Origin of the sequence: Sphingomonas endophytica (assembly GCF_014199415.1) — a bacterium.
Taxonomy (GTDB): Bacteria; Pseudomonadota; Alphaproteobacteria; order Sphingomonadales; family Sphingomonadaceae; genus Sphingomonas; species Sphingomonas endophytica.
Genome location: NZ_JACIJN010000006.1, coordinates 153,794 through 180,460 on the forward strand (window position 1 = coordinate 153,794; position 26,667 = coordinate 180,460).

The following is a 26,667-nucleotide window of genomic DNA, read 5'->3' on the forward strand; positions in this document are numbered from 1 at the left end:
CGTTCATATTCCTTGATGACCGACCCCCTTGGCTTGCACGGGCGGCACGCGCACGACCTGCGCCGCCAGTTCGTCGTACAGGTCGCAGACCTCCATCAACGCCTCACTGCCCAAGTGTATCCGCTCGCCCAGCGTAAACCGGCGCAGCGTGCCGCCCGGCCCTGACCAGCCGACCGTCATATGGCTGCCGCCCCGCACATCGGCACGGCGCGCCGCCCCTTGCGTATAGCGGAAGGTCGCACGTGCCCGCGCCATGCCGTCGAGCCGCTCGACACCCCACGACGCCTCGGCGCAGAAGGTCACCAGCTTGCTGCCGGTGTTGCGCTGGCGTGCCCGCACCGGTTGCCCGGCATGATCCGCCGCCGCGTCGAGCAAGACGTGCAGCAGCCGGTCCAGCTCGCCGATCCAGTTGCCGATCACGCGCGAGCGCACCAGCCGGTCGTCCTCGCCCCAGCATTGGTCGAGCCATGGCTGGCCGATCTGGGTGCGCAGGAACGCGGTCGCGCGCGCCAGCGTCACTGCGGCCTGGTCGCGCGCCGGGGCGCTCACCGCCATGCGCGCCGCGCCCCGTCGCGCCGCCCGCGCGGCGTCACGCCACCTCCGCGTCGGAACCCATCGCCCGGATCAGCGCCTCGACTCGCGCGCACGCCTCGACGCTGTCGCCCGCAAGGTGCAACGGCGTCGCGCCCAGCCCTTCATGGTCGGCGTTGAGGAACGGGAGCGCCGCCGACGCCCCCAGCCGCTCGATCGCTAGCCGCGTCACCTTGCTCTGCCGCTCGGCGCGATCGGGATCGTAGCGGACCCGCGCGGCGCGGAAGGTGCGCGTCGCGCGCGGCTGTTCGTCGCTCATGCGGCGACGAACGTCCGGTCGGCGCCCATCCCGGCCTGCGCGCTGGCGATCTGCCGGGCATAGCGGCCGGCGAGCTGGACATGCGCCATGCGCGCCTCGCTGCCGCGTGCGGCGGCGGCCATCATCATCGACACCTGATGCCGGTGGAAAAGGTAGTTGAGGTCCATGCGCGGGCTCCCGTGTGACAAGCGGGAGCGCGGGCGTCTCTCAGCCGTCGGCGCTTGTGGGCGATCTACCGACGATAAAGGAGCTTAACACGGATCGACCGCTTAACCTAATCGGCGATCAGGCCGGTCCTTCCGCCAGACCCTCGATCAACCGCCGCGGGACGCGCGCCAGCGATCCGTGCCGCGCGCCCTTCGGCATCGACAATGCCGCACTCACGTCCCGCCACGTCACGAAGTCGCGCGTCGTCGCCGCGCCCCAGCGGCCTTCCAGATAGACGTCCCAGTAACACAGCGTCTCGCCGCGCACCGTCGCGGTCATCGGCCCCTCGACCCATGACGTGGTGAACGGTGCGGACAGCGGCCCGAACGGCCCGGTCGGCGCCGCCGCCGCGACGCTGCGCAGGTGCTTGCGCGGCGGATGCAGCGTCTCGTCCTTGACGATGAGGTGCAGCGCGCCGCCCGGCCCCTGCGCGAACGTGCCGTCGATCACGCTGAAGCCGGGATCGTACAGCACCTGCGGCGCGCTGAACGAAGCGAAGTCGCGCGTCTTCACATACCAGAGGCGATGGTTGTAGCCGGTCTCCGACGTGCCTTCGGTTTCCGGAAAGCGCCCCGTCACCGTGCTCGACCAGAACACGACATAATGCCGTGCCGTCGCGTCCCAGATCGCCTCGGGCGCCCAGCAATTGCGCGTGCCCGCCACCGACGCCATCACCGGCAGCGCGACCTGCGGCGACCAGCGGCGCAGGTCGCGGCTGGTGGCGTGGCCGATCGTCACCCCCTCCCACGCGGTCGTCCACGCCAGATGCCACAGCGCGTCGTCGGCGGCGTCGCGGAACAGGAACGGATCGCGCATCAGCTTCGCTTCGCCGACCTCGGGACGCAGATAGCTCGCCCCGCCGCCGAGGGTGCGGAACGTCAGCCCGTCATCGCTGGTCGCAAACCGCAGGCCGGTCGCTTCATCCTTGCCGGTGCCGAAATAGGTGAACAGCAACGGATCGTCGCTGTTTGCCGCCAGCGCGGGTGTGGCGAACGGCGCGCTTGCGAGGGCACCAATCATCGCACGACGGTTCAGCAGCATCGACACCCCCGCTCTCATAATAATAAGATTATATATCGCACGGTGGGGGCGGAATGGCAATCACCGCATCATCCTCGTCATTGCAAGCGCAGCGAAGCCATCCACAGCCGCACCATGACGCCCTGGATTGCTTCGCTACGCTCGCAATGACGAACGAGCCCGGAGCTTAACGCGGCGCGCGCATCGCCGCCATTGCAACGCCCGCGCGCAGCACCGCGCCCGCCAGGGAGACGGTCGTCGCGATCATGTTGCCGACTGCCATCCCCGCGACCGAGGCGCGCGCGGTGCGCCGCCCCGAACTGACGCGAAGCCGATGATGCTCGCGACCCCCGGCCCCGGGATGATCGCCATCACCACCGAGGCACCCGCGAACACCCACCACGCGTGCCAGTCGATCGCTTACCCCGAATTGCGCAACGCGGTCGCGATCGCGTTGATCGACAGCAGGATGCCCTGCCGCACGCGCCCGTCCTCCTCGCCGGCACGGTGGCGCTTCATCAGCTCGATCTGCAACAGGTTGAGCGGTTCGATATAGGGCAGCCGCAGCCGGATCGACGCATCCAGCGCCGGATGCTTCTCCAGCAGATGCGCCTGCCCGGTCACGTCGAGCAACCCGTCATGCGTCTGCTGCCAGCCATCACGGATCCGCCCGAAGACATGGTCGCGCAGCCCCTTGTCCTCGACCAGCCCGGCATAACGCTCCGCCAGCCCCATGTCGGACTTGGCGAGCACCATCTCCATGTTCGCCAGCGTCGCGGCGAACAGCGGCCAGCCCTGCGCCATGTCGCGCAGCAACGCGCGATCCTCGAACCCCGCGATCGCCTGCCCGACGCCATACCAGCCCGGCAGCATCACCCGCGCCTGCGCCCAGCTGAACACCCACGGGATCGCACGCAGATCCTCGATCGCGTCGGACTGTTTGCGGCTCGCCGGCCGGCTGCCGATCTTGAGCCCCGCAATCTCGGCGATCGGCGTCATCTGGCGGAAGAAGGTGCGGAACCCCTCGGTCTCGTAGACCAGCCCGCGATAGGCGCGAAACGCCTCGCCCGACAGCCGGTCCATCGCGCCCGCGAAGGTCGCGTTGTTGCCGTTCGACAGCGCCTCGGGCTCGAGGCTCGCGATCAGCGTCGCCGACGCCATCGCCTCCAGATTGGTCGCCGCACTCTCACGCGTGCCGTACTTGCCCGCGATCACCTCGCCCTGTTCGGTGATGCGTATACGCCCCTGTACCGTCCCCGGCGGCTGCGCGCGGATCGCCGCAAAGCTGCTCCCGCCGCCACGCCCGACCGCGCCGCCGCGCCCGTGGAACAGCTGCATCCCGACACCGACCTTGTCGAACACCGGCTTCAACGCGGTCGACGCCTTCGACAATTGCCACGTCGAGGTCAGATAGCCGCCGTCCTTGTTGCTGTCCGAATAGCCGATCATCACTTCCTGGTGCCCGCGCGCCGTCGCGATCGCGCGCACCTCGGGGATCGCGAACCATTCGCTCATGATCGCCGGCGCGGCCTCGAGATCCTCGATCGTCTCGAACAGCGGCACCGCCATGATCGCCGCACTGGCCGGCGGCCCCGGCCGATACAGCCCGACTTCTTTCAGCAGCAGATGCACTTCGAGCAAATCGGACACCGACTTGGTCATCGACACGATATATTGCCGGATCGCCGCCGCGCCGTAGGTGGCATGCGCATCCGCTGCGGCCTGCACGATCGCCAGCTCGCCCGCGGTCTCCTCCGAATAATCGGCGAAGCGCGTCGTCAGCGGGCGCGGCGTCGCCAGCTCCTGCCGCAGCAGCATGACCCGCGCATCCTCGTCGAGCGCGGCATAATCGTCGCACACCCCCGCGACCTTGAGCATCTCCGCGACGACCCGCTCGTGCACCGCGCTGTTCTGGCGCAGGTCGAGCGTCGCGAGGTGGAAGCCGAACACGTCGACCGCGCGGATCAGCCGCCCGATTGCCCCGCCGCTGCCCAGCAGCCCGTCGCCCCCCGCCGACAGCGGCTTGGCGATCGCGATCAGATCGGCGCGCAGCGCCTTTGGATCGGGATAAGGCTCGCCCTTCAACGGCCCCGGCCGCGGCGCCGCGTGCCCGGTCAGCTTCGCATAGGTCGCTGCCGTCCGCGCATAGATCCCCGACAGCGCGCGCCGGTACGGCTCGTCGCTGCGCGTCTCCGACGCATCGCCGCTCGCATCGGCCAGCGCCTGCACGCCCGCATCAACCGTCGCATGATGCGCCGAGATCGACAGCTCCGCGCCCATCGCATGAAGCTGTTCGAGGTAGAAGCCGAGCACCGCCTGCGCCGCCTTGGCCAGCGCAGTGCGCAGCGAGTCGGCGGTGACGAATGGATTGCCGTCGCGGTCGCCGCCGATCCAGCTTCCGGGGCGCAGGAACGACGGCACCCGCCCGCCCAGCGCGCGGTCCCAGCGCTGGTAGAGCGCGGGCAGCACCGGCAGGAACACGTCGCGCAGATAGCTCAGCGCGGTTTCGACCTCGTCGACCACGTACAGCCGCTCGCGCCGCAGCACGCGCGTCTGCCACAGCAGCGCCACCTGCCGCACGATCGCCTCGTCGACCTGGTCGCCGTCCGGCGTCGTCTCCACCCCGCGATCGCGCAGCGCCATCAGTTGCGCGATACGGTTGCGGTGGTCGATCATGCTCTTGCGCCGCACCTCGGTCGGGTGTGCGGTCAGCACCGGCGCGACCAGCGCCTGTTCGAGCAGGGAGCGGACGCGATCCACGCCAACCCCGGCGTCCTTCAGCCGCGCGAGCGCCGCCGCGACGTCCGCGCCCTCCTCCGCCGCGATCCCCTGCCGGTCCTCGGCGAGATTGGCGAGCATCGAAAACAGCATGAAGCCACGCACGAAATCGAGCGTCTCGTCGAGATCGAGCGCGCCCAGCTCGGCATCGGCGGACGCCTGCTGGTTGCCGCGATGCCGCTCGACCGAGGCGGAGCGGATCGCCTCGGTCCGCTCGTACAATTTCTCCCCGCCATAGGCGCGGATCACATCGCCCAGCACACGGCCGAGAAAGCGGACATCGGGATTGTTCGTGATCGGGGGCAGCGTGCTCATGCGGCCTTGCTGCGCTGCCGCACAGGCCGGGTCAACGTCTGATTGCTGCCCGGACACCGCGTTTGATGACATTTAGTTGCGCTCGGCTAGTTGTGCGCGGCCGTCGCGTTGGCGGGTTCTTCGGCCGGGGTCGGCAGATCGACTTCCTTCATCTCGCGCGCGCGTTCGCGCTCGTCGCTGGTCACGGTGCCGTCGTGGTTGATGTCCTGCGCGTCGAACCGCGCCATCATCCACGCGCTCCATTCCTCGTTCGAGATCGCACCGTCCTTGTTGCGATCGATCTCGTCGAACCGCGGCAGCAGCCGCTGCGACACTTCGTTGCGGGTCAGCTTGTCGTCGTTGTTGACGTCATAGCGGCGGAAGCGCCGCTCCACCACGCCACCGAAATCGAGCCGCGACATTACGAACGGCGGCACGTAGTTGGAGAGCGCCGCCTGTTCCTCGGGGCTGGGCTCCTTCGATCGCGAACACGCGGCAAGCGCCAGCGCGCCTGCAACCACCACCATCACCCGCATGTCGGTCGAAACTCCCTCAAGCGTCCAGCTCTACGTCCCAGTATAGCCAGTCGTGCCACGTCTCATGCAGATAATTCGGCGGAAAGCGACGGCCATGTTCCTGCAACTGCCAGCTCGTCGGGCGGATCGGCTCGATCGGCAGCGGCATTCCCGCCTGCTTCGGGGTCCGCCCGCCTTTCTTCAGGTTGCACGGCGCGCAGGCGGTGACGACATTCTCCCATGTCGTCCGCCCGCCCTGCGCGCGCGGCACGACGTGATCGAAGGTCAGGTCGCGGACGTGGCTGCCGCAATATTGGCAGGCGAAAGTATCGCGCAGGAACAGGTTGAAGCGCGTGAACGCCGGAAATTGCGACGGCTTCACGAATTGCCGCAGCGCGATCACCGACGGCAGCCGCATCGTCAGATTGGGGCTGCGCACCTCGCGTTCGTAATGCGCGACGATGTCGACGCGCTCGAGAAATACCGCCTTTACCGCAGTCTGCCACGGCCAGATGCTGAGCGGATAGTAAGACAGCGGCGTGTAATCGGCATTGAGCACCAGGGTCGGACAGGAGTCCGGGTGCCGCATCAGGTCGGGATGGAACACGTCAGAACGTCCCCCTTACCTCGCTTGGTCGTGCCGCGTGCTTTCGCGCCCCGGCGTGACGCCATGATGACAGCACGCGCGGCGCGCTTCAAGAGTCAGGCGATGGAGGCGTTTTCGGTAGCTCACCGTCGTCCCTGCGAAGGCAGGGGTCCATGGCTGTGCCGTACCGCAAAGGCTCGGACACAAAGCCCGACGCGCCTGTGTCAAGCGGCCCCGCCGCACGACGGAGACATAGGCCCCTGCCTTCGCAGGGACGACGGATGCTCAACCTGCTTCATCCCCGTCCTCGCAAGACCGCTGCGAAGTCCCGCTCACCGCCGACGGGAAGCCGACCCCGCGCCCCCGTCGCGGGCCGGAGCCCCGCTTGCTCCCCGACTGCCACAGAAAGCCGTCGCCCCTGCGAAGGCAGGGGGCCATGGCTGTGGCGTCTCGCGAAGGATCTGACACGAGACCCGACGCACCTGTGTCAAACCGCCCGATGCACGACGCAGACATGGGCCCCTGCCTTCGCAGGGGCGACGGATGCTCAACCTCCGCCGTTCCCGTCTCCGCAAGCGCCTGCGCGGCAAAGACGAAAGCAGACGCACGCGTGACTACGCCCCACGGCTATGGCACTCGTCCAATCATGACGACCCACGCCGACCGCCTTGCCGCGCTGCGCGCGCAGCTCGCCACCGTCGCCCTCGACGGCTTCATCGTCCCGCTGACCGACGAACATATGAGCGAATATGTCGGCAGCTACGCGCAGCGCCTCGCGTGGCTGACCGGCTTCGCGGGCTCGGCGGGCTGCGCGGCGGTGCTGGCGGAGCACGCCGCGATCTTCACCGACGGACGCTACACGATCCAGGTCCGCGAACAGGTCGACGCCGCCGACTGGGACTATGTCGGCGTGCCGGAGGACAGCGTCGCCGGCTGGCTCGCCGGTCACGCCCCCGCCGGCGCGCGGATCGGCTACGACCCGTGGCTGCACCCGCGCGGCACGATCGAGGAATGGCGGACGGCGCTGGCGCGCAAGGACGTGACGCTCGTCGCGGTGGCCGCCAACCCGGTCGACGCGATCTGGCACGACCGCCCCGTCCCCTCGCCCGCGCCGCTGATCGTCCAGCCCGAGGCGCTGGCCGGCGTCGCCTCCGCGACCAAGCGCGCCGCGGTCGCCGACTGGCTGGGGGAGGAGCGCGCCGATGCGTTCGTCGTCGCCGCGCTCGACTCGATCGCGTGGCTGTTCAACGTCCGCGGCAGCGATGTCGAGCATACCCCGGTCGCGCTTTCCTACGCGATCGTTCATGCCGACGGCACCGCCGACCTGTTCGTCGCTCCTGAGAAACTCGGCGGGGCGGTGCGCGAGCATCTCGGCAATGCGGTACGGCTTCATGACCGCACGGCGTTTGCCGACGCCCTCGCGCAATTCGCCGGCAAGACGGTCGCGATCGATCCGGCGCTCACCGTCGCGGCGATCTTCGACGCGGTCGAGGCCGGCGGCGGCACGACGCTGGCGCGGCGCGACCCGACCGTGGTGCCGCGCGCGTGCAAGAACCCGGTCGAGATCGCCGGCCACCGCGCCGCCTCGCTGCGCGACAGTGCGGCGGTGACGCGCTTCCTGCGCTGGATCGCCGACGCCGCGCCGCGCGGCGGACAGACCGAGCTGTCCGCCGCCGCGCAACTGCTCCGCTTCCGCGAACAGACCGGCTTGCTGCGCGACCTGTCGTTCGACACGATCAGCGCCACCGGCCCGAACGGCGCGCTCCCGCACTATCGCGTCACGGAGGAGTCGAACCGCGCGATCGAGCGAGGCCAGCTCTACCTGATCGACTCCGGCGGCCAGTATGACGACGGCACCACCGACCTGACCCGCGTCGTCCCGATCGGCGCGCCGACGCCGGAGATGCGCGACCGCTACACGCGCGTGCTCAAGGGGCATATCGCGCTGGCCACCGCGGTCTTCCCGCACGGCACCACCGGCGCGCAGCTCGACGCGCTCGCGCGCGGTGCGTTGTGGCAGGCGGGGCTCGACTATGCGCACGGCACCGGGCACGGCGTCGGCAGCTTCCTGTCGGTCCACGAAGGCCCGGCGCGGATCGCCAAGCCCGGCTACCCCGGCGCCGGCCCGTCCGAGCCGCTGCGCCCCGGCATGATCCTCTCCAACGAGCCCGGCTATTACAAGGCCGGCGCCTATGGCATCCGCATCGAGAACCTGCTGCTGGTCGTGCCGCGCACGATCGCGGGCGGCGAGGCGGAGATGCTGGCGTTCGAGACGCTCACTCTGGCACCACTCGATCCCGACCTGATCGACACGGCGCTATTATCGGCGTCGGAGCGACACTGGGTCGACGAATACCATGCTATTGTCGCGCGCGAACTGGCCCCGTTGCTCGACGAAGCCGATCGCACGTGGCTCGAATCTCGCTGTTCACCGCTTCCGGCGTGACCCGACGCGCTCAGGGCCGGTCTTTTTCGCCGCCGTTCGCATCCGGAAGCGGCTCGGCCTGCCCCCGCGCCTGCTCCTTGCGGCGCCGCAGATTGGCCCTGAGTTGCGCGGCCAGCCGCGCGGCGCGTTCGTCCTGGTCGCTCATCGGAAATATCCGCTACCGCCACCGAACGCGCTTGACAACGCCGCGCGTCTCGGCTCTTAGGCCCGCTCCTGCGGACGACGTGGGAAGTGCTGCCGTAGCTCAGTGGTAGAGCGCATCCTTGGTAAGGCTGAGGTCGTGAGTTCAATCCTCACCGGCAGCACCATTCTCTCCTGACATAACCGCCGCTTGGCGGAAGCGGACCTCGAATGGGGCTGCCCTTGGCGGGTCGGCGCAGGCGATGCGGCGCGGGCGCGGAGGCTCGCCGCCAGCGATTCATCCTCCGCCTTGAAGAGGGCGCGGCCCGGCTGCGCACCGCGAGGATCAGACCTCTGACGCCTGCCAGATCAGTCGCCGATCGCCAGCCGGATCGCGGCGATCTGCTGTGGAAACCGTGCGTTATGCAATTGCCGCAGTCGCTCGACCTGCGCCAGCGACGCGGTCAGCACCGCCGCCGGGGCGAGTTCGTCGGCGCGGTGCATCGCCACCACGTCCGCGTCCGGCAATGCGGCGAGCGCCTCCTCGGCGACACCATAAAGCCCGTCGAGCACCTGCTCCTGCCCGTCGTCCATCGAGAGCACCACCGAAAGTCGCCGGAGCAGCCCACGCCGCGCATAGCCGTCCGCCAACGCGCGCCCGGCGGTCACGTCGGACAGCGCCGCGTCCAGTGCCGCACGCCAGTGACCGGCGCGCCCGTCGACGAACAGCGGTTCGCCCGTCGTGCCCAACGACGGATCGGCTTCGTCGACCGCCAGCCCGTCAACGCCTCCTGCGTCGAGCCGTAGCGCGGTCAGCCCCGCCGCGCCCGGCTGGCTTGTGGCGTGATAACCCGCTGGCGAGACGAAGAGATTGACCGGCTCCACCAGCCCGAGCAGCGCGACCGGCTCGAACCGCCCGGTCTGCGCGTCCTTGGCAAACAACAGCGGCATGTCGGCGACCAGCGGTGCGATCTCGCCGCGCCCGACCGGCACCAGCCGCCGTCCCGCCGCGCCACGCGCCCGGTCGAGGCGCAACGCGCCGTGCCGCGCCGGATCGAGCGCACGCAGCCGCGTCATACCGTCTGCATTCCATGTTCGCGCACCGCGCGCAGCAGATCGCGGTGCTTCGGCAGCCGCTGCATCGCTTCGGCGCGCACCCGCTCGTTGCGCGCGATCCATCGCTGCGCGAGCGCGGCGTCGGGGGTCGCGTCGGGACGCGGATAGCGGGTCGGATAGTTCATGCCGTGCAGCACATATTGATAGCTGGGCCAGCCGAACACCTCGCGCGCATGATCGAAGTCGACCGCGGCGGGCGGATGGTCGCGCCATAGGGCGAGGCGCTCCGCAAGCCCGTCGGGCCAGGTCGCCGGATCGGCATGGTCGCGCCAGAAGGCGCTGTCGGTGCGCCGGGTGATCGCATAATGCAGCTTCAGGAATTCGATGATCCGCGCCCAATGGTGCGTGAAGGCGGCATTGAACTGGCGCGCAGCGGTGTCGACCGCGCCCCGCGTCCGCGGCAGGCGATCGGCGATCGCATCCATCGACGCCTCGATCAGCATCAGCGCCGACGCCTCGAGCGGTTCGACGAACCCCGCCGACAGCCCGACCGCGACGCAATTGTTCTGCCAGAAGCGCGCGCGATGCCCGGCGTCGATGCGCAGCACCCGCGCCGACAGCTTCTCCGCGGCCGGGCCGATATACCGGCGCAGCGTTGCCTCCGCCGCCTCGTCGCTCTGGTGCGCGCTGCTGTAGACATGGCCGATCCCGCGGCGCGTCCACAGCCCGATGTCCCAGATCCAGCCCGCGGTCTGCGCGGTGGCGACGGTGTGGCAGGTGACGGGATCGTCGGGATCGTCATAGGGCACCTGCATCGCCACCGCGCGATCGGCAAACATCACGTCGCGACAGGACCGGAACGGTACGTCATAGACGCCGCCGATCAGCAAGGCGGCGAAACCCGAGCAGTCGACGAACAGGTCGCCCGCGATCAATCGCCCATCCGCCAGCACCACGCTCGCAATATCGCCGTTGTCGGCCATCTCGGCGCGGGCGATGTCGCCAACGACATGCGTGACGCCCAGCGTCGTGACGGCATGGTCATGAAGCAGCCGCGCGAACTTGCCCGCATCGAGATGGTAGGCGTAATTCGCCTGGCCCGCATATTCGGGCATGGTGATCGCCTTCGGCGCCAGTCCGGCGTCGCACAACGTCGCCTGGTAATCGACCCATTCGGCGAAGTCCGCCCCGCCCGGCCGGCGCTGCCAATAGGGCGCGAGATCGACCTCCGGCGCGCCGGCCGGCGGGTTCAGCGGGTGATAATAGCTGTCGCCGGGCGCGCCGTCCGCCCAGCCGACGAAGCGCGCGCCCTGCTTGAAGGCCGCATCGCAGCCGCGCACGAACTCCGTCTCGGACAGACCGATCTTGGCGAGCGTGTTGCGCATCGTCGGCCAGGTGCCCTCGCCGACCCCGACGGTCGGCACCTTCGCCGACTCCACGAGCGTGACGGCGACGTCGCTGCCGCTGCGCCGCGCCGCCGCGGCCAGCCGGCACGCGGCGATCCAGCCCGCGGAGCCACCGCCGACCACCACGATCTGGCTGATCGCACGCTCCGGATCATCGGCAGTGTTGCGCAAATCCCTCTCCCGCCCGCCAAGTGCGTAATCGTTTAACATCTATATTGCCGATGTCTGATAATATTACTAGACGTTGCTACGAACCCGCAGATTCAAGGCGGGGTGATTTGGGAGGAAAAGGATGACGTCTCGATACCGGCATGTTCGCGGTTTGCGGCATATCACGGCGGGGATGGGCTGCGCTATCGGCGCGTTGATCGTCGCGACGCCGGCGCTCGCGCAGGAGAGCGTACCGCCGCAGGGCACCGGCATTGCGGCCTCGAGCGATCCCGCCGCCGACGACATCGTGGTCACCGGCATCCGCGCCAGCATCGCCTCGGCGGCCGCGCAGAAGCGTGACTCCTCGGGCATCCTCGACGCGATTTCGTCCGAAGACCTCGGCAAGTTCCCCGACGCCAACGTCGCCGAATCGCTGCAGCGCATTCCGGGCGTCGCGATCGACCGCAACAACGGCGAAGGCCAGTCGGTCACCGTCCGCGGCCTCGGTCCGCAATTCAACACCGTGCTGTTCAACGGCCGCAGCTTCGCCTCGGACAATTTCAACCGCTCGTTCTCGTTCGACCTGATCCCGGCCGAGCTCATCAGCGGTGCGCAGGTCTACAAGAGCGCGCAGGCGCCGTTGCAGAGCGGCGGGATCGGCGCGACGATCAACATCCAGACTCCGCGCCCACTCGACCTGCAGGGCTTCAAGGGGATCTTCACCGCCAAGGCGCTGTACGAGAAGAACAGCGAGAAGTTCACCCCGCAGCTCTTCGGCCTGTTGAGCGACACGTTCGCCGACGGCCGGCTCGGCCTGCTCGGCTCGATCTCGTACCAGAAGCGCATCGCGTCGGTCGATTCGGTCAGCAACGGCGGTTATCTGCCCAACACGACCGTCGGGCCGACCAGCGCGCCGCTGTTCACCAACGTCTACGCGCCGCGCAACCAGGACGTGGGCAACGCCCGCGACGCCCGCACCCGGCTGGGTGCGACGCTGGTCGCGCAATATGAGGCCAGCGACACGCTGACCTTCACGGTCGACGGGCTGTACAACAAGTTCAAGAGCGACTCGACGACCCGCGCGCTGGGCAGCTGGTTCGAGCCGTCGAGCTATACGGCGGCGGCGATCGACTCGAACCGCACGATCACTTCGCTGACCACCAACGGCAATGCCGACTTCATCTCGTCGGGCGCGGTGCGCGAGACGACGACGTGGGAGGCAGGCGGCAATGTCGAGTGGAAGCCGAGCGACCAGTTCAAGATGACGCTGGACGCCACCTGGTCGCGCGCCAAGAACGCCGGCGGAGGCAAGTCGTATTTCGCGGTGATCGGTTCGCCGTCGACCTACAGCTTCCAGCAGGCCGAGAACGGCGGGATCGGCTCGACCTCCGGCTACGGCGCGGGCGTGCTGACCAACCCGGCGCTGGGCCGCACGCACATCGCGGGCGTCAACGGCAACGACATCACCGAGAAGGTGACGGAATACCGCTGGAACAACGAGTTCAAGCCGGAAGGCGGGATCGTCAAGGCGCTCCGCTTCGGGCTTGCGCGCACCACGCGTGACAAGAACAACGTGCCGATCACCTCGGCGGATGACGTCGGCTGTATCTATTGCGGGTATCCGACGCTGGCCGACCCGTCGCTGCTGTCGTCGTTCACGATGAACTCGCTCGGCGCGAAGAGCGGGTCGGTGCCGCTGACCTTCCTGACGTTCGATCCGCGCGCTTATCTCAACTTCCTGACCAGTGCGGCCGCCACCTCGGCGCTCGACTCCGCGCAGAAGCTGGCGCCCGGGACGACCGCGGCGCGTTATGCGCGCGCCAACGGCTATGCGGTGACCCCGCAGCCATCGGCACGCGTCAAGGAGACGGTCTATGCGAGCTATGCCGACGTCGATTTCGAGTCGACCATCGGCAGCATGCCATTGTTCGTCAACGTCGGCGCGCGCTACGAATATACCGAACTGAGCTCGTTCGGGCAGCAGCGGCAGCTGGTCGACCTGACGCCGACCGGCGGCAATCCGCCGACCGATCCGACGATCTATGTCGGGGTGTTCGACAGCACGTCCGGCCTGGCGGTGTCGCGTCAGTCGTCGTACAGCAACTTCCTGCCCAATGCGAACGTCCGCCTGAACCTGACACCGAAGCTGCAGGCGCGCGTGGCGGCCTATCAGACGCTGACGCGTCCGGCGATCGGCGATCTGGCGCCGACCTTCAACACCGACACGCTCCGCCCGGCGACGCTGAGCGCCAACGGCGGTAATACCGAGCTGAAGCCGTATCGCGCCAACAACGCCGATCTGTCGGTCGAATGGTATCCGACCCGCACGACGACGTTGTCCGCCGCGGTCTTCTATAAGAAGATCAGCGACTTCATCGTCCAGAGCTTCGGGATCGAACGGCTCCCGATCCTCAACGCGGGCAATGCGCAGGGCGTGCGGTTGCCGGCCGGTGGCCTGATCACGCAGGTCGGTGGGCAGTTCTTCGGCGAATTCAGCGTGCGGCGTCCGCGCAACGCGCAGTCGCTGGAGATCAAGGGTCTCGAACTGAACCTGGTGCATACGCTCGACTGGTTGCCGGGCGTTTTGAGCGGCTTCGGCGTGCAGGCCAACGCCACCTTCGTCAGCACCAATCGCGACTTCGACGTCAACCAGATCGGCCAGTCGTTCGCGGCGGAAGGGATCGGCAATTCGCAGAACGGCACCGTCTTCTACGAAAAGTACGGCATCTCGGCGCGCATCGCCTACAACCGCCGCGAACGCTTCCTGCGCCAGCTGGCGGGCGGGTCGGGCAACGAGCCGATCTTCGTGCGCGATTACGGCCAGTTCGACGGCAGCGTCGCGGTCAACGTCACCCCGGCGGTGCAGGTGTTCGTCGAGGGCACCAACCTGTTCAACGCCAAGTATTTCACCACCGGCCGCTTCGACAACCAGCTGTTGACCTACCAGAACTTCGGCCCCCGCTACGACGCGGGCGTCCGCTTCTCGTTCTGATCCTCTCCGGGCGGCGGGTCACCCCGCCGCCCGTTTTTACAGCATGTACATGCCCGGCAGGCACGCAGCGCAACACAGCGCCGCATAGGCCAGAAAGCGCGGCCAGCCGCACGCCGGCGTCGCCAGCGCGCGCCGCGCGCCATTCACGACGCCACCTCTTCGACCCCACGCCGCGCCGCGACGCGCGCCGGTGCCCGCACCGCCTCGCCGACCAGCAACATGGTCGGGTCGCGCTCGCCGATTGTCTCGACCAGAAACGCCAGCGACGACAATTTGCCGCGGATGATCCGCTCGCTGGGAAGCGAGGCGTTGACCACCACCGCCACCGGCGTGTCGGCGCGGCGCCCCGCCGCGATCAGCCCCTGTGCCACTGTCGTCGCGGCGGCGCGACCCATATAGACCGCCAGCGTCCCCTGCTCCGCTGCCAATGCCGCCCAGTCGAGAACGAGCTTTTCGCCGGCGCGCGCATGGGCGGTGACAAAGGTCAACCGTCGCGCTTCGCCGCGCAGCGTCAGCGCGGTGCCCGCCGCTGCGGCGGCCGCGCTCGCCGCGGTGATCCCCGGGCAGATCCGGACCGTCACGCCTGCCGCACGGCACGCGGCGACCTCTTCGGCGGTGCGGCCGAAGATCGCGGGATCGCCACCCTTCAATCGCACCACGCGCTGTCCGGACAGCGCCGCCGCGACGATCAGCGCGTCGATCGTCGCCTGATCCTTCGAGTGGCGGCCCGAGCGCTTGCCGACGCTGATGCGCTCCGCGTCCGGCGCGGCGATGTCGAGCACCGCGGGCCCGACCAGTGCGTCGTAGAAGATCATGTCCGCCGCCGCGATCAGCCGCGCCGCCTTGCGCGTCAGCAGTTCGGGGTCGCCCGGCCCGGCGCCGACCAGCCACACGCTGGCGGGCGGGAAGTCGTCATGCGGCATCGGTCTTCTCCTCGGCGATCAGCCGCGCAAGCGCGGGGCGGCACGAGCCGCAATTGGTGCCGGCGCCGATCGCGGCGCCGACCGCGGCGACATCGGTCAGCCGCCGCTCGCGGATCGCCGCGACGATCGTCCGCATGCCGAGATCGAAACAGGCGCAGACGATCGCGCCGCGCTCGACCGCGACGCCCGGCGCGCGGCCCGCGAGCACGGTCGGGGCGGCCGATGATGCGGACAATTGCTCTATCAGCCAGTCGCGCGCCGGCAGCTCGCCGCTCTCGGTAATGAACAGCGCGGCGACCAACCGCCCCTTGGCCAGCACCGCGACGCGCCGGGTGCCGCGCGCCGGATCGACCGCCTCGACCCGCTCGCCGGACGGCAGCAACGCATCGAGCCCATCGGGCGCGCGATCGTCGGCCAGTTCCCACAGCGTCCCCGCCGGGACGGCGACGCGTGTCGCCCACAGCACGTCGGGCCGCCGCGCCGGCTCGCCCGCGAACAGCGCGAAGCCGCGCCAGCGCGTCGCCACCGGCGCAATCGCGGCGGGGGTCGCCTTGAACCCCGGCTGCCCCGAATGCGGATCGGCGAGTGGGCGCGGGAGCAGCCCGGTTCGCCCGCCGGTCGACGTGCGATCGGTCCAGTGGATCGGCACGAACAGCTCGCCCGCGCGCTGCGTGGCGACGATACTCGCCCGATAGACGCTCTCGCCCTGCGGGGTCGCGACGCGCGCCAGCCCACCGTCGGCGATGCCAAAGCGCGCGGCATCGTCGGGGTGGACCTCGACCAGCGGCTCGGCGCGGTGCCGCGCCAGTCGTGGTGCGAGCCCGGTGCGCGTCATACTATGCCAGTGATCGCGATAGCGCCCGGTGTTGAGCGTCAACGGCCAGTTCGTCAGCGGCGCGGCGAGCGGTTTCTGGACGACCGCCACCAACCGCGCGCGCCCGTCAGGGGTCGCAAAGCGGCCGTCGGCGAACGGCGTTCCACCCCAGCGGAACGGCGCGAGATCGTCGTAGCCGGCATTGCCGCCGCCTGTGGTCGGGAGCGTGAACACGCGCCCGCCATCGTCGCCGTAGCGCGACAGCCGCACATGCTCGCGCCAGATGTCGGCAGGGCGGTCATAGGCGAAGGCCGACTTCCACCCCATCCGCCGCCCGACCTGCGACACGATCCACCAATCGGGTCGCGCCTCGCCGGGGAGCGGGAACAGCGCGCGCTGCCGGCTGACCGTCCGTTCCGAATTGGTGACGGTGCCGTCCTTCTCGCCCCATGCCGCCGCGGGCAGGCGGACATGCGCGAAAGCGCCCGTATCGGTGTCCGCGATCACGTCCGACACCACCACGAACGGACAGGCGGCGAGCGCCTCGCGCACGCGGCCGGCGTCAGGCATCGACACCGCGGGGTTGGTCGCCATCACCCACAGCGCCTTGATCCGCCCCTCGCCGAGCGCGCGGAACAGGTCGACCGCCTTCAGCCCCGGCTTGCGCGCGATCGTCGGCGACGCCCAGAAGCGTTGCACGACTGCGCGGTTTTCTGGCGCAAAGTCGCGGTGCGCCGCCAGCGTCGTCGCCAGCCCGCCGACCTCGCGCCCGCCCATCGCGTTGGGCTGGCCGGTGATCGAGAAGGGCGCGGCGCCGGGCCTGCCGATCCGCCCGGTCGCGAGGTGGAGGTTGAGGATGGCATTGACCTGATCGGTGCCGGCCAGCGACTGGTTCACCCCCTGGCTGAACATCGTCACCGTGCGCGGCGTGGCGGCGAGCAGCTCGTAGAAGCGCCGCAGCTCGCCCGCGGGCAGGTCGCAGGTGCGCGCCACCGACCACAGGTCATGCCCGTCGCCCAGCGCCTTCCAGAAAACGTCCGGCACCGCGACATGATTGGCGAGGTAGCGCTCGTCGATTGCCCCGGCCTCGCGACACCAAGCCAGCGCGCCGTTCATCAGCGCGACGTCGCTGCCCGGCCGGATCGCGAGATGCAGGTCGGCTTCCTCGGCGGTTTCGGTGCGACGCGGGTCGATCACCACCAGCGTCGCGCCCGCCGCGCAACGCGCGCGGATGCGCTGATAGACGATCGGATGGCACCAGGCGGTGTTCGACCCGACCAGCACGATCAAGTCGGCGGCGTCGAGGTCGGCATAGCTGGCGGGCACCACGTCCTCGCCAAACGCGCGCATGTGCCCGGCCACCGCGCTCGACATGCACAGCCGCGAATTGGTGTCGATGTTCGCGCTGCCGATGAAGCCCTTCATCAGCTTGTTCGCGACGTAATAATCCTCGGTCAGCAATTGCCCCGAGACGTAGAAGGCGACGCTGTCCGGGCCATATTGCGTGACCGTGTCGCGGAAGCGTTTCGCGACCAGATCGAGCGCCTTGTCCCACGACGCGCGCCGCTGTCCGATCATCGGGTGGAGCAGCCGCCCGTCGAGCCCGACCGTCTCGCCGAGATGCGTGCCCTTCGAGCAGAGCCGGCCATGGTTGGCGGGGTGATCGGGGTCGCCCTGGATGTGGACGCTGCGCTCGCCCGTCCGGGTGGCGAGGATGCCGCAGCCGACGCCGCAATAGGCGCAGGTGGTCTTGATCGCCATCTAGCCCTCTCCCCCGTGGGGAGAGGGTTTGGGTGAGGGGCAGGTGCCTCGCAGGGAGGGGGGTTCTCGGTGAGACACAGCCCCTCTCCCAACCCCCTCCCCGAGGGGAAGAGGGCTTACACCCCCGCTCACGCCGCCGCCTTCAGCGTGCTCGCGCGGCAGATCAGGACGCGGCCCGCGGTCACCTTCACCGGCACTACCGGGGTGCAGCCGCGATCCTCGCCAAGCGCCTCGCCGGTTGACAGCGAGATCCGCCAATTGTGCAGCGGGCACGCCACCGCGCCGCCATGCACGATCCCCTGCGACAGCCGCCCGTGCTTGTGCGGGCAGCGATCGAGCAGCGCGAAGACCTGGTTCTCGCCGGTACGGAACACCGCGATGTCGTCGCCGCCGGCGACCTGCACCGTCCGGCTGCCGCGCAGCGGGATCTCGTCGACGCGCCCGATGTCGAGCCACTCACCAATCATGCCATTTCCTCCTGCGGCTGGAAGCGCGCCATCGGCGCATGATGCTCGCGCTCGGCGCCGGCGACGCGCTGCGCCCACGGATCGTCCTGCGAAAAGCGCTGCGAGTAGAAGAACCGCGCCGCCAGCGCGGCGCGCGCCTCGGCACCGGGCAGCAAGCGCGACTGGAGGTACGCCACCCCGACGCGCTCGATCCACGGCGCGGTGCGCTCCAGATAGCGCGCCTCCTCGCGATAGAGCTGGATGAAGGCGGCGCACATCTCGATCGCCTCCGCCTCGGTCGCGACCTTGCACAGCAGGTCGGTGGCGCGGACCTTGATCCCGCCATTGCCGCCGACATGCAGTTCGTAGCCGCTGTCGACGCAGACGATCCCGAAGTCCTTGATCGTCGCCTCGGCACAATTGCGCGGGCAGCCGCTGACCGCGATCTTGAACTTGTGCGGCATCCACGACCCCCAGGTCGCACGCTCGATCTTCACGCCCAGCCCTGTCGAATCCTGTGTGCCGAACCGGCACCATTCGCTGCCGACGCAGGTCTTCACGGTGCGCAGCGACTTGCCATAGGCATGGCCGCTGACCATCCCGGCGGCATTGAGGTCCGCCCAGACCGCGGGCAGATCCTCCTTCCTGATCCCGAAGATGTCGAGCCGCTGCCCGCCGGTCACCTTGACCATCGGCGCGTTGAACTTCTCGACCACGTCGGCGATCGCGCGCAGCTCCTTCGGGCTGGTCAGCCCGCCCCACATCCGCGGCACCACCGAATAGGTGCCGTCCTTCTGGATGTTGGCGTGGAGCCGCTCGTTGACGAAGCGGCTCTGCTGGTCGTCGACATAGTCGCCGGGCAGCGCGCACAGCAGGTAATAATTGAGCGCCGGGCGGCACGACGAACACCCGTCCGGGGTCGACCAGTGCAGCTTCTGCATCACCTCGGGGATCGCGCGCATTCCCTGCGCGACGATCTCCCGGCGCACGTCGTCGTGGCCGAAGCTGGTGCATTTGCACATCGTCTTCGGGCCGGCCTCGACCTCGCCGCCGAGCCGCAGCGCGAGCAAGCTCTCGACGATCCCGGTGCACGACCCGCAGCTCGCCGAGGCCTTGCACCCGCTGCGCACCGCGTCGAGGCTGTGTGCGCCGCCGTCGATGCACGCCAGCACCTTGCCCTTGGACACGCCGTTGCAGCCGCAGATTTCCGCCTCGTCGGAAAGCGCCGCAACGGCCGCCCTAGGGTCCGCCTGCCCCCCTCCCGAGGCGAACGCCTGACCGAAGATCAGCGCGTCGCGGATCGACGCGATATCCTCGCCCTTCCTGAGCAGGTCGAAGTACCAATTGCCGTCGGCGGTATCGCCGTACAGCACCGCGCCGACGATCCGGTCGCCGCGCACCACGACGCGCTTGTAGATGCCGCGGCTGGCGTCGCGCAGCACGATGTCCTCCGCGCCGTCGCCGCCCGAGAAATCGCCCGCCGAGAAGACATCGAGGCCCGCGACCTTCAGCTTGGTCGCGGTCGGCGCGGGGCGGTAGCCGCTCGGCCGTTCGACCAGCCCGTCCGCCAGTGCGCGGCACATGTCCCACAAGGGCGCGACGAGGCCATAGACCTGCCCGTCATGCTCGACGCACTCGCCGACCGCGAGCACATGCGGATCGGAGGTGACCATATGGTCGTCGACCTTGATTCCGCGCCCGACATCCAGCCCGGCATCGCGCGCCAGCGCCACCGACGGGCGGATGCCGACCGCCATCACCACCAGATCGGCGGGCAGTTCGGTCCCGTCCTTCAGCCTTACGCCGGTGACATGCGTGTCGCCGAGGATCGCCGCGGTGTCCGCGCCGGTCAGGATCGTCTGCCCGCGCGCTTCCAGCGCGGTGCGCAACAGCCATGCCGCCGCCTCATCGAGCTGGCGTTCGAGCAGGGTCGGCATCAGGTGCAGCACGGTGACGGCCATCCCGCGCAGCGAAAGGCCGTGCGCGGCTTCGAGCCCCAGCAGCCCGCCACCGATCACCACCGCGCGCCCGCCCTTTTCGGCGGCAGCGAGCATCGCGCCGACATCGTTCATGTCGCGGAAGCCGATCACACCCGGCAGATCCTTGCCCGGCACCGGGATGATGAACGGATCAGAGCCGGTCGCGATCAGCAGCCGGTCGTAATCCATCGTGATCCCGCCGCGCGTCGTGACGGTACGCGCCGCGCGGTCGATCGCGATCACCGGATCGCCCGCCAGCAGCGTGATGCCGCTATCGGCATACCAGTCGTGGTCGTTGATGACGATCTCCTCGAACGTCTTCTCGCCCGCCAGCACCGGCGACAGCATGATGCGATTGTAGTTCACGTGATGCTCGGCGCCGACGATCGTGATGCGATAGCGGGTCGGGTCACGCGCCAGCAGTTCCTCGATCGCGCGGCATCCGGCCATGCCGTTGCCGATCACGATCATGTGCGGCCGGGTGTCGGTCTCGCCGAGGCGGATGGGTTCGTGTTTCATGATATTGTCCTGTCCGTATCCGGTGGATCAGATCCGCACGCCGGCGGCGGTGCCCCAGCGCGCGCGCCAGCCGTGCTTGACGATCGTGAGGCCGGCGAGCGCGGCGAGCGCGAGCGTGGCGAAGATCAGGAAGCCGGGCGCGAAGCTGCCGGTCCATTGCTTGGCGAGCCCCAGCGACGAGGCGAGATAGAAGCCGCCCACCCCGCCGGCCATGCCGACCAGCCCAGTCATCACCCCGATTTCTGCGGTGAACCGCTGCGGCACCAGCTGGAACACCGCGCCATTGCCGACGCCCAGCGCCAGCATCGCCGCGACGAAGCACGCGAGCGCCCCGACGAAGCCGGCCGACAGGCTGACCCCGACCAGCGCCAGCGCGGCGAGCAGGAAGACGACGCTGAGCGCGCGCACGCCGCCGATCCTGTCCGCCAGCGCGCCGCCCATCGGCCGCACCAGCGATCCCGCGAACACGCACGCCGCGGTCGCATAGCCGGCGTGGACGGTGCTGAGTGCGAAACGATCGGTGAAATAGATCGGCAGGCTGGCCGCCAGTCCGACGAAGCCGCCGAACGTCACCGCGTAGAACGCCATCAGCCACCAGGCGTCCGCCTGCCGCAGCGGCGCGAGATATTCGGCGAGCCGCTTCGGCGCGGGCGCGCCGGGCGCGTCCTTGGCGAGCGCCATGTAGAGCAGGAACACGATCAACAGCGGAATGCAGGCGAGCCCCAGCACCGCATTCCACCCGTACAGCGCCGCCAGCGCGGGCGCGAACAGCGCGGCGAGCACCGTGCCCGAATTGCCCATGCCGGCCAGCCCCATCGCCTTGCCCTGATGCTCGGGCGGATACCAGCGGCTGGCGAGCGGCAGCGCGATCGCGAAGCTCGCGCCCGCGAAACCAAGGATCACCCCCAGCGCCAGCGTGCCCGCGAAGCTGGTCACGCCCAGCATCCACGCCGCGAGCAGCCCGAAGATCACGATCAACTGGCTGATCGCGCCCGAGCGCTTCGGCCCCAGCCGGTCGACCAGCAAGCCGTTGACGACGCGCAGCCCCGCCCCGGCCAGCGTCGGCACCGCGACCATCAGCCCCTTCTGCGCCGGGCTGAGCCCCAGCGCCGCGGCGATGTCGGGCGCGAGCGGCCCGAGCAGCACCCACACCATGAAGGCGAGGTCGAAATAGAGGAAGGCAGCGATCAGCGTCGGGCTATGCCCGCTCGCCCAGAAGCCGCCCGCCGCCTGCGCCTCCCCGTCTCGTCCGCGATCCCAGAACGCCGTCGCCATCGCCCGTGCTCCAAACAGAAAAAGCCGCCAGGACGGCGACCCTTGCGGGTGCGTCCTGGCGGCGTCGTTGCCTCGGTGCGGTCAGGGGCGTCGTCGCCCCGCTCCGCCAGCGTGGACCTCCCCGGCGTTGGAGAGGCGTGTCGCTGCTATCTCGTGTCCGGCATCATTGCCCGACGATCATGAAGCTGCCTGATTCGCGGCGGCGATGCAAGTCCCCTTCGCACGCGCAGCATCATCGGCCAGACGCGTCGACAGCCTCGAGTCAATTGTCCTGTTGCGTCGCCCCGGCTGACGGAATGAGCAAGTGGGCGTTGAATTTCGATCGGCCCCGGAGTGGATCGACATTCACTCAACCTGTCATCCCGGACATGATCCGGGATCCCGCTTTTTATCCACGTGGCCGCCAAGCGGGGCCCCGGATCAAGTCCGGGGCGACGAAAATCGGGGATGTTCCGATCGTAAACAACGGCGCTTCATCATGAATCCTGAATGTCGACCGGTCCTACGGAAGCTGCGCCAGATAGCCGGCGATGTCGTCGGGATCGAAGGCGCGGCCGTCGAAGAAGCGATCCTGTCCCAACAGCAACCGTCCCTGCGTCGATCCCGCACCGATCGGTGCATCGAGCGCGCCCTCCAGCTTGGAGCTGGCATTGGGGAGCGGCGCGCCCGATCCGGCCAGCGCGGCGCGGTACAGGTCGGGGCGGAACACCGATTGCGCGGTCGCGGCATCCGCCGCGGAAAAGCGCAGCCCGTCCCAGCGCACCATCTGTGCATAGAGCCACGCCGCCTGACTGCGCCACGGGAAGTTGGCGGCCTCGCGATACTGGAACATGAAGTCGGGATAGGCGATCGGCGCGCTGCCCGGCGTCACGCGGATGCGATCGGTGATCGCGCGCAGGATCGCCTCGACCGGCGCGTCGCAATATTCGGGCCGCGCGAGCAGCGCGGCGCTGTCCTGCGCGGTGTCGGGGCGCACGAAATATTCGGCCGCGGCGTGAAGCGCACGCAACAGTGCGGTCAGCGCTTCGGGGCGTTCGGCGGCGGTGTCGGAGCGCAGCGCCAGCACCTTCTCGACCCCGCGCCGCCAGATTTGCGCGGTCGCCAGCGCGATCCGCCCGACGCCGCGATCGACCGCGATCGCGTTCCACGGCTCGCCGACGCAGATGCCGTCGACCTCGCCCGCCGCCAGTGCATCGGCGGCGAAGGTCGGGCTGGTGACGGTGATCGCCACGTCCGCGTCGGGGCGGATGCCGACCCCGGCCAGCCAGTAGCGCAGCATGTAATTGTGGCTGGAATAGCGATGCACCACGCCGAAGCGCAGCGGCCGCCCGGCCGCTAGCCGCTGCGCCGCCACCTCCTTGAGCGCCGCGCCGAGCACGACCGGATCGCCGAGCGACTCGCCCAGCCCGCACGCCTCGCCGAGCGCGGTCGAGAAAGTGATGGCGTTGCCGTTCAGTCCCAGTACGAACGGCACGGTCAGCGCGACCGCCGGCCGGTCGCGTCCCAGCGCGGTCGCGATCGCGAGCGGCGCGACCAGATGTGCGGCATCGGTATGGCCATAGAGCAACCGGTCGCGCACCGTCGCCCAGGTCACGTCGCGCACCAGCTCGATCCGCACGCCCTCGGCGGCGGCGAAGCCCAGTTCATGTGCGAGGATCGGCAATGCGGCATCGACCAAAGGCACGAAGCCGATGCGGAAGGTCTCGGCGCTCATGGCAGGTCTCCCATCAGCGCTTCGCTGGTCACGATCGCCTCCGCCACCTCGGCGATCCGGCGGTTCGACTTCATCGCGTGGCCGCGCAGCAGCGCATAGGCGGCAGGTTCGTCCAGCCCGCGGCGCTTCATCAGGATCGCCTTGGCGCGGTCGATCGTCTGCCGATCGGCCAACGCCGACTTCGCCTCGGCCAGTTCGGTCTGCAACCGCGAGAACGCCTGAAAGCGGCGGATCGCGAGATCGAGCACCGGCTTGATCCGCTGCTTCGCCAGGCCGTCGACGACATAGGCCGACACGCCGGCATCGACCGCCGCCATCGTGGTCTGCGCGTCGGACTGGTCGACGAACATCGCGATCGGCCGCGCCAGCGCGCGCGACATCGCGAAGAAGTCCTCGAGCAGATCGCGGCTGGGATTTTCGAGGTTGATGAGCACCACTTCGGGCGCGCTCGCCTCGACCTGCGCGACCAGCGGCCCGGCGGGGTCGATCACCACCAGATCGACGAGCCCGGCATCGCGCAACCCTTCCGAGATGATCGCGGCGCGCGTGGTGCTGGTATCGATGATCGCGATCCTCACGGCGCCGGGGAGTATCGCGCCGCGCCGCTTTGTTGCAACCGTGAAACGCGCACGATACGTCGAGGCGCGATGCGCGATCCATGCTTCAATCCTGCCTCGATGCCGGTGACGTGATGGACCGCAGTGCGCGACTGTTGATCGTCGACGACGATCCCGACATTCGCGAGCTGACCGCCGATTTCCTCACGCGTCACGGCTATACCGTCGATGTCGCGCCGGACGGCGCGGCGATGCGCCGCGCGATGGCGACGAACGCCTATGCGCTGCTGGTGCTCGACGTGATGATGCCCGGCGAGGACGGGCTGACGTTGCTGCGCGGGCTCGACCGTTCCGCGCCGCCCGCGGTCATCATCATGTCGGTGATCGGCGAGGAGGTCGACCGGATCGTCGGGCTGGAGATGGGCGCCGACGATTATATCGCCAAGCCCGCCAACCCGCGCGAATTGCTGGCGCGCATCCGCTCGGTCCTGCGCCGCGCCGCCGCAGCCGCGCCCGAGCCGGGCGTGCGTCAGACCGCGGTGACACGTCCATGGCAGCATTTCCACGGCTGGCGGCTCGATCCGATCGCGCGACAGCTGCTCGATCCCGACGAGGTGGTCATCAACCTGTCGGATGGCGAGTTCCGGCTGCTGATGACCTTCGTCGATCATCCGCGCCGCGTGCTGACCCGCGACTTCCTGCTCGACCATGCGCGCGGGCCGACCGCCGAGCATTTCGACCGCGCGATCGACGTGCAGGTCAGCCGGCTGCGCCGCAAGCTCGCGCGCAGCGACGGGCGCGGCGGTGACGAGCTAATCCGCACCGTCCGCAACGAAGGCTATATGTTCGCGGCCGATGTCGCGCAGCGTTGATCGCAGCCGGCCGCTCGCGTGGCCGATCTTCCTGCTCGTCGTGGTGTCGGTGCTCGTCACCGCGGTCATCTCGTTCGCGGTCACCTTCTCCGGCCCGCCGCCGTTCGAGCCGCCGCGCAGCCTGACCGGGATCGCACGCGCATTGAAGGGGGAGCCGCCGCGCCCCTGGTTCGGCGGCGAACGCCTGATGGCCCCGCCCGGCGGGCTTCGTCCCCACCGTCCGCCGTTGCAGCGCATACGCGTCGCGACTCCGCCACGGCCGCGGCACGCCGAACGCGCCAATGCCGAAGCGGCGGCGCGGCTGGCGCTGGTGCTGGCGGTGCCGCGCGGCGACGTCGTCGCCCTCACCCAGCCCGGCCGCAGCGAGGGCGAGGCGTTCGCGGGCGACTGGACCTTCGCATGGCGGCAGGGCGGCGGCTGGTGGATGGTCAGGAGCCAGCAACCGCCGTGGCTGACGCGCTGGCACGTCCGCACGCTGCTGGCGCTGCTCGCGGCGATCCTGCTGCTGTCGATCCCCGGCTGGTGGCTGGCGCGCGCGATCACCCGCCCGCTGCGACAGCTCGCCGCGGCGGCGGATCGTGCCGGCACCGGTGCGCCGCTCCCTGAACTGCCCGGCGGCTCGCGCGAAATCCGCGACCTCGCGCGTGCGGTATCGACGATGCACGCGCGGCTCGCCAGCCATGCCGAGGCGCGTACCGCGATGCTCGCCGGGATCGCGCACGATCTCGGCACCCCGCTCGCGCGGCTCGCCTTCCGCGTCGAGGCGCTGCCCGAGGCGGCGCGCATCAGGGCGGCGGCGGACATCGAGGAAATGCGCGCGATGATCGGCGCGACCCTGGTCTTCGCGCGCGACGATGCCGCCGCGACCGCGCTGGTGCGGCTCGATCTCGCCAGCCTGATCGAAAGCCTCGTCTACGATCTCAAGGACATCGGCGCCGCGGTCGAATCGACCGGCGGGCCGCGCGCGATCGTCCGTGGCGACAGCGGTGCGCTACGCCGCCTGTTCGCCAATCTGGTCGAGAACGCGATGCGCTACGGCGAGCGCGCGACGATCGGCTGGATCGTCGACGATGGCCGCGTCACCGTCACGATCGACGATATCGGGCCGGGCGTCGATCCGGCGCTCGCCGAGCGATTGTTCCAGCCGTTCGTGCGCGGCGATCCGTCGCGCAACCGCCTGACCGGCGGCACCGGTCTAGGGCTCGCGATCGTCCGCACGATCGCCACCGCGCACGGCGGGGCGGTGACGCTCGGCAACGGCCCGACCGGGGCGCAGGCGCGCGTGGTGCTGCCGCTGTCGGCGTAGCGAACAGCTTCGTCCCCAGGGGGGCTTCTTGGCCCGCCCCCGCCTGCAACGCCCTGCAACAAGGTTGCGGCACCCCGACAT

The 26,667-nt window shown here is 69.4% G+C and carries 22 protein-coding genes and 1 tRNA gene; 5 read left to right on the forward strand and 18 right to left on the reverse strand.

Translation table 11 applies throughout. From position 1 onward, the window contains the following. Positions 1-3: 3 nt before the first annotated feature. From FHS97_RS10505 to FHS97_RS10540, 8 genes are all read right to left on the reverse strand, one after another. Positions 4-555 carry a hypothetical protein gene (locus tag FHS97_RS10505; protein WP_184036938.1) on the reverse strand — a complete coding sequence of 184 codons (552 nt, stop codon included), beginning with the start codon at positions 553-555 and terminating at the stop codon, positions 4-6. A gap of 34 nt (positions 556-589) precedes the next feature. Next, on the reverse strand, positions 590-850 hold the full coding sequence (locus FHS97_RS10510) for a hypothetical protein (protein ID WP_184036941.1): 261 nt from the start codon (positions 848-850) through the stop codon (positions 590-592). Beyond that, positions 847-1,017 carry a hypothetical protein gene (locus tag FHS97_RS10515; protein ID WP_184036944.1) on the reverse strand — a complete coding sequence of 57 codons (171 nt, stop codon included), beginning with the start codon at positions 1,015-1,017 and terminating at the stop codon, positions 847-849. Before FHS97_RS10515 ends, FHS97_RS10510 begins: the two co-directional genes overlap by 4 nt. Before the next feature lie 118 nt (positions 1,018-1,135). Then, on the reverse strand, positions 1,136-2,098 hold the full coding sequence (locus tag FHS97_RS10520; protein ID WP_184037265.1) for a glycoside hydrolase family 43 protein: 963 nt from the start codon (positions 2,096-2,098) through the stop codon (positions 1,136-1,138). Positions 2,099-2,264: 166 nt separating this feature from the next. Then, complete coding sequence (locus tag FHS97_RS10525; RefSeq protein WP_221233250.1) at positions 2,265-2,480, reverse strand: hypothetical protein; 216 nt, start codon at positions 2,478-2,480, stop codon at positions 2,265-2,267. Positions 2,481-2,497: 17 nt separating this feature from the next. Then, on the reverse strand, positions 2,498-5,170 hold the full coding sequence (gene ppc / locus FHS97_RS10530) for a phosphoenolpyruvate carboxylase (RefSeq protein ID WP_184036947.1): 2,673 nt from the start codon (positions 5,168-5,170) through the stop codon (positions 2,498-2,500). Between the two features lie 86 nt (positions 5,171-5,256). Continuing rightward, on the reverse strand, positions 5,257-5,685 hold the full coding sequence (locus FHS97_RS10535) for an EF-hand domain-containing protein (protein ID WP_184036950.1): 429 nt from the start codon (positions 5,683-5,685) through the stop codon (positions 5,257-5,259). 16 nt (positions 5,686-5,701) lie between these two features. Beyond that, positions 5,702-6,271 (reverse strand): HNH endonuclease, encoded by a 570-nt coding sequence (locus tag FHS97_RS10540; RefSeq protein WP_184036953.1) that lies wholly within the window; start codon positions 6,269-6,271, stop codon positions 5,702-5,704. A 625-nt stretch (positions 6,272-6,896) separates the two neighbouring features. On the opposite strand from FHS97_RS10540, the gene FHS97_RS10545 reads away from it, so the two are divergent. Then, a complete protein-coding gene (locus FHS97_RS10545; protein WP_184036956.1) occupies positions 6,897-8,696 on the forward strand; it encodes an aminopeptidase P family protein in 1,800 nt (599 codons plus the stop codon). A 10-nt stretch (positions 8,697-8,706) separates the two neighbouring features. Here FHS97_RS10545 and FHS97_RS17635 read toward each other — a convergent pair whose 3' ends face one another. After that, a complete protein-coding gene (locus FHS97_RS17635) occupies positions 8,707-8,841 on the reverse strand; it encodes a hypothetical protein (protein WP_281391718.1) in 135 nt (44 codons plus the stop codon). A gap of 88 nt (positions 8,842-8,929) precedes the next feature. On the opposite strand from FHS97_RS17635, the gene FHS97_RS10550 reads away from it, so the two are divergent. Then, positions 8,930-9,004 (forward strand) — tRNA-Thr (locus FHS97_RS10550). A 181-nt stretch (positions 9,005-9,185) separates the two neighbouring features. On the opposite strand, the gene FHS97_RS10555 is transcribed toward FHS97_RS10550, so the two are convergent. Together FHS97_RS10555 and FHS97_RS10560 are read right to left on the reverse strand one after the other, a co-directional pair. Beyond that, positions 9,186-9,893: a SapC family protein gene (locus tag FHS97_RS10555; protein ID WP_184036960.1), complete on the reverse strand. Its 708-nt coding sequence runs from the start codon at positions 9,891-9,893 to the stop codon at positions 9,186-9,188. Next, positions 9,890-11,449 carry a tryptophan halogenase family protein gene (locus tag FHS97_RS10560; RefSeq protein ID WP_246346591.1) on the reverse strand — a complete coding sequence of 520 codons (1,560 nt, stop codon included), beginning with the start codon at positions 11,447-11,449 and terminating at the stop codon, positions 9,890-9,892. The genes FHS97_RS10555 and FHS97_RS10560 overlap by 4 nt, the downstream gene beginning before the upstream one ends. 172 nt (positions 11,450-11,621) lie before the next feature. On the opposite strand from FHS97_RS10560, the gene FHS97_RS10565 reads away from it, so the two are divergent. Then, entirely contained in the window at positions 11,622-14,420 is a 2,799-nt protein-coding gene (locus FHS97_RS10565) for a TonB-dependent receptor (protein ID WP_184036968.1), read from the forward strand. 143 nt (positions 14,421-14,563) lie between these two features. Here FHS97_RS10565 and cobA read toward each other — a convergent pair whose 3' ends face one another. The 7 genes from cobA to FHS97_RS10600 all read right to left on the reverse strand — a co-directional run bounded on the left by cobA (position 14,564) and on the right by FHS97_RS10600 (position 24,429). Beyond that, a complete protein-coding gene (gene cobA, locus FHS97_RS10570; protein WP_184036971.1) occupies positions 14,564-15,343 on the reverse strand; it encodes a uroporphyrinogen-III C-methyltransferase in 780 nt (259 codons plus the stop codon). Continuing rightward, a complete protein-coding gene (locus FHS97_RS10575; protein WP_184036973.1) occupies positions 15,333-17,918 on the reverse strand; it encodes a nitrate reductase in 2,586 nt (861 codons plus the stop codon). The genes cobA and FHS97_RS10575 overlap by 11 nt, the downstream gene beginning before the upstream one ends. Before the next feature lie 128 nt (positions 17,919-18,046). Further along, positions 18,047-18,385 carry a nitrite reductase small subunit NirD gene (nirD, locus tag FHS97_RS10580; RefSeq protein ID WP_159754074.1) on the reverse strand — a complete coding sequence of 113 codons (339 nt, stop codon included), beginning with the start codon at positions 18,383-18,385 and terminating at the stop codon, positions 18,047-18,049. Further along, on the reverse strand, positions 18,382-20,862 hold the full coding sequence (gene nirB / locus FHS97_RS10585; RefSeq protein WP_184036976.1) for a nitrite reductase large subunit NirB: 2,481 nt from the start codon (positions 20,860-20,862) through the stop codon (positions 18,382-18,384). Before nirB ends, nirD begins: the two co-directional genes overlap by 4 nt. A gap of 27 nt (positions 20,863-20,889) precedes the next feature. Continuing rightward, a complete protein-coding gene (locus FHS97_RS10590; RefSeq protein ID WP_184036979.1) occupies positions 20,890-22,137 on the reverse strand; it encodes a nitrate/nitrite transporter in 1,248 nt (415 codons plus the stop codon). A 502-nt stretch (positions 22,138-22,639) separates the two neighbouring features. After that, entirely contained in the window at positions 22,640-23,851 is a 1,212-nt protein-coding gene (locus tag FHS97_RS10595) for an ABC transporter substrate-binding protein (protein ID WP_184036981.1), read from the reverse strand. After that, positions 23,848-24,429: an ANTAR domain-containing response regulator gene (locus tag FHS97_RS10600; protein WP_184036983.1), complete on the reverse strand. Its 582-nt coding sequence runs from the start codon at positions 24,427-24,429 to the stop codon at positions 23,848-23,850. Before FHS97_RS10600 ends, FHS97_RS10595 begins: the two co-directional genes overlap by 4 nt. Before the next feature lie 80 nt (positions 24,430-24,509). Here FHS97_RS10600 and FHS97_RS10605 point away from each other — a divergent pair, with 80 nt between their 5' ends. Further along, positions 24,510-25,280 (forward strand): response regulator, encoded by a 771-nt coding sequence (locus tag FHS97_RS10605; RefSeq protein ID WP_246346592.1) that lies wholly within the window; start codon positions 24,510-24,512, stop codon positions 25,278-25,280. Further along, positions 25,264-26,586 carry an ATP-binding protein gene (locus FHS97_RS10610; RefSeq protein ID WP_184036985.1) on the forward strand — a complete coding sequence of 441 codons (1,323 nt, stop codon included), beginning with the start codon at positions 25,264-25,266 and terminating at the stop codon, positions 26,584-26,586. Before FHS97_RS10605 ends, FHS97_RS10610 begins: the two co-directional genes overlap by 17 nt. The last annotated feature ends 81 nt before the right edge of the window (positions 26,587-26,667 follow it).